Source organism: Methylobacterium sp. WL19 (assembly GCF_008040005.1).
GTDB classification, from domain to species: Bacteria; Pseudomonadota; Alphaproteobacteria; order Rhizobiales; family Beijerinckiaceae; genus Methylobacterium; species Methylobacterium bullatum.
Window position 1 is genome coordinate 1 of the sequence record NZ_VRVC01000224.1, and the last position, 3,833, is coordinate 3,833.

Genomic DNA, 3,833 nt, shown 5'->3' on the forward strand with positions numbered 1-3,833 from the left:
CCGCCGAGGCGCGCCTGTCGCGGGCCCAGGAGGTCTTCGCCGCCGGCGGCACCCCCTCCGCGCAGGACCTTTCCGGCGCGCCCCTGATCCAGAGGATGCTGGAGAGCGCGGAATCGGCCACGCGGGAATTCGCCAACGTCGCCGCCACCGGACCGCGTCATCCGGCCTACCTCCAGGCCAAGGCCAATATCGAGGCCGCGCAATCGCGGCTTCGCGAGGAGATCAAGCGCGCGATCGGCAATCTCGAGAGCGACGTCAAGGCGGCCACCGCCGACGAGGCGAACCTCGCCGAAAGGGTCGACGTGCTGAAGGCGAACCTCGTCGAGGGGATGGGGCAGGACGCCAAGCTGCAGAGCCTGCAGACCAACGCGGTGGCCATCCGCGAGCGCCTCAAGCTCCTGAGCGACGGCCACGCCCAGGCGCTGGCGCTCACCGGGATGAAATCATCGACCACGCAGATCGTCATGGTGGCCAAGCCCGTGACGGTCCCGTCGGGGCCGAACCGGCTCCTGCTGATCTGCCTCGGCGTCCTCGGGGCGGGCGGCGTGGGGGTCGGCTACGCCGTCATGATGGACCGGCGCGACACCGGCTTCCGGTCCGATGCCGAGATCGCGCACGAAACCTCTCACCGCTGCCTCGGCATGGTGCCGGAACTCACCGGCGGTTCGTCGGCCGCCGAGGTCCGGATGTTCGACGAATCGATCCGCCTCGTCAGCGCGGCGCTCACCGGAGCCCGCGCCCTGGCCGAGCCCCGCGTCGTCATGGTGACGTCCTCGGTGCCCGGCGAGGGCAAATCGCTTCTCTGCATGGCGATGGCGAGCCTCCTGGCTCAGCGCGGCATCCGGACCCTCGTGATCGACAGCACGCCGCGCCTCCATGGGGAGACCGACCGGCCCAGCCTCGATGATGTCGTGTTCGGCGACCCGGCGGGTTTCCCGCTGCGGAGCGACCCCGGCAAGGTCGTCGTGCTGCATCGGGCCGAACACGGCGACTCGCACGACCTCTTCCTGACACCGGCCTTCGAGAGCTTCATCGAGCGGGCGCGGGAGAGCTTCGATCTCGTCCTCTTCGAGGCTCCCCCCGTGATGCTGTCCGTGGATGTCCTGACGATGGGCGGCCTCGCCGATGTCACGATCCTGGCCGTTGCCTGGAACCGGACCCCGCGCGAGACGGTCCAGGCGGCCCTGCGGCGGCTGCAGGACAATTCCGTGCGCCTGCGCGGCCTGGTCCTGACGCATGTCAATCTGACGGAGCACAAGGACTTCCGCGTGGTCGACCAATGCTCCCACTACAACGATTACCGGGGGCATTTCGAGGAAGCCGGGGCGCATCACGCCCGCGGCGACCTGCTGCCGTCCAGGCTGTCCTCATAGGACCGGCCCGACGGACCCGTTCCCTGTCTGCACGACTTCTTCTCGGCGGCCATCCAGCGGATGTCGATCATGGCTTCGATCATCATCGTGTTCACGCCTGTCGGCGGAGGCGGCGCGCCGCTGTCCCGCGCGGCCGTAGCCTGCCCGACGCCGCCGGCGGTGGAGCCGGCCGGTGCTCGCTAGAGTGCGGGCTGCACGGATCGCCTGGCCCCTGATCGATCAAGGCGTCGCGAGCCTCGGCAACTTCCTGTTCACGATCGCCCTCGCGCGAACGTTGCCGCCGCAGGAATACGGCGCCTTCGCGCTGCTCTTCGGGATCCTGATGATCCTCTACACCGTCATGGCGTCGGTGCTGTTCTATCCGATGTCGGTCCTGGCCGATCCCGCGGACCGGGGCCGCATCGGCGAACTGATGAGCGTGAGCTTCATCCTGCTCGTCGGCCTGTGCGTTCCGGCCGGTCTCGTCCTGGCCGTCACGGCCTTCCTCATCGGCCGGCCGGACCTCATCGCGGCCCTGCTCGTCTACTTCTTCGTCTGGCAGGTGCAGGAGGCGTTCCGGCGCTACCTGTTCGTGGAACTGCGCTTCGGAGCCGCCGTCCCCGGTGAGATCGTCAGCTATATGGGGCAGATCCTGATCGCCCTCTGGCTCGCGCTCCGGGGTGACCTGACCCTGGAGACCGCCCTCTATGCCATGACCGTCACATCGGCGGCGGCGGCCGTCCTCCAGGGGATACAGGTTGGGTTCTCCCTGCGCCGGCATGCGATGACCCGCATCCGGGCCGTCGCCCTGGAATTCTGGCGCCTCGGCGGATGGGCGCTGGCGAACAACCTCTGCGCCGCCCTGCGGGTCCAGTTCCTGTTCTGGTTCCTGGCCGCCCTGTCCGGGGCCGCTCTGCCGGCGCTGCTCCAGGCCGGCTTCAACATCGTCAACCTGCTCAACCCGCTCATGATCGGGCTCGGCAACGTCATCCTTCAGGTCTCCTCACGGGCGCATGCCGGGGGAAAGGCGGAGGCTTGGCGCGCCACCCACCCCCTCGCCCTGTCGGGGATGCCCATCGTGATCGTGTTCCTGGCGGCCATCGTGGCATTTCCCCACGAGGTGCTGGGCCTCATCTACGGTGCCCATTCTCCCTATGTGGACATCGCGACCCCGGTCCGGCTCCTCGCCATCGCGGCCCTCGCCGCGTTCGTGACGGACATCGTGTGCGCCTATTTCCACGGCGTCTCGCAAGCCAAGCAGGCCCTGATCGTGAACGCGGCCGGGGCCGTGGCGACGATCCCGATCGCCATCCCGCTCATCATCGGGTTCGGCCTGAACGGAGCCTGCATCGCCCTCTGCCTCGCCAACGCCGTCCGCCTCGTCGTGCTGCACCTCCTCTTCACCAGGATGATCGCTGCCGACACCGCCGACGCCTCCTCCGGCCGGGTGCGGGACCAGGCCGTCCCGGCCCGCTCCGCGGACGATCCGGGTGAGGCCATGCCGGCTCCGGAACCGATACCCGTCGGCGATGATCGGGACACGGGGGATTTTTCCCGGGCGACGGCCCTGGGCCGATGAGGCGGACGCCGCCATGCCGTCGCGCGAGGAAGCCGCGGCCGCCGCGGTGAGGCGGCCGGCCCGGGCGACGGGAGATGCCGGACGCGGCCGATCCGCTCGGGCGCCACGTCGTTGCGACTGCGGCGTCATTCGCTCGCTACAGGGGCCTCGCGCGCCTTCGCGGCCATCTCGACCAGGACCTTGCGCAGGCCGCCCATGTCGGTGACCGGCGCCGGATAGCGGATGCGCGCGGTGCGGTCGCCGGCCAGGAGGTCCATGCCCTCCGGGTCGAGGCCGGTCAGGCGCCAGGGTCCGTCGCCGCCGCCCTCGCCCTTGGCGTAGAGGGCGAGGGCGTCGGCATGGTCCGCATTCATGTGCTCCACCGCCCCGCGCTCGCCGGCGATCAGGGTCTCGGCCCCCGACAGGTCGAGGCGGAGCTCGGCGGGGGTCAGCGTCGCCGCCTTGGCGAAGCCCCCGTTGAGATGCCCGGCGCCGGGTTCCAGGGCGAAGAAGCCGAAATCGGGGAAATCCGCGTAGAGCTTCGCCTTCGGGTGGCGGGCGACGAAGCGCTCGCGGATGCGCGGCTCCGTCGTTTGGCTCACCCGGCCGGTGACGGTGAGGCGGGGATGGGCCAGGGGATCGCCCTTGCCGCCGGCGCTGAACAGCAGCGAGGCGCGGGGATCGGCCAGGAGGTTGCGCGTATGCGCCGAAAGGCGCGAGAGCAGCATCAGGGGGGTGCCGTCCACATCCGTGGCGATCGTCACCAGCGAGGCGAAGGGCGTCCCGTCCTCGGCGTCGAGGGTGGCCAATGCCCCGGAGCGGATGCTGCGCAGGAGATGCCGGGCGAGGCCGATGGCATCGAACGGGGCCTCCGAGGCCGGGAGCGGAGCGGCGGGACCCCGCCGCTGCGGCGGTGCCTCGCC

The 3,833-nt window shown here is 70.4% G+C and carries 2 protein-coding genes and 1 pseudogene; 2 read left to right on the forward strand and 1 reads right to left on the reverse strand.

Annotated features, from left to right (window positions below; all coding sequences use genetic code 11):
* Both FV220_RS24330 and FV220_RS24335 read left to right on the forward strand, forming a co-directional pair.
* A pseudogene (locus tag FV220_RS24330) lies at positions 1 to 1,373 on the forward strand (lipopolysaccharide biosynthesis protein); the annotation flags it as partial.
* 172 nt (positions 1,374 to 1,545) lie between these two features.
* Positions 1,546 to 2,931: a polysaccharide biosynthesis C-terminal domain-containing protein gene (locus tag FV220_RS24335; RefSeq protein ID WP_147833510.1), complete on the forward strand. Its 1,386-nt coding sequence runs from the start codon at positions 1,546 to 1,548 to the stop codon at positions 2,929 to 2,931.
* A gap of 125 nt (positions 2,932 to 3,056) precedes the next feature.
* On the opposite strand, the gene FV220_RS24340 is transcribed toward FV220_RS24335, so the two are convergent.
* The coding region (locus FV220_RS24340) for a DUF2470 domain-containing protein (RefSeq protein ID WP_147833511.1) at positions 3,057 to 3,833 on the reverse strand (777 nt) is incomplete at its 5' end.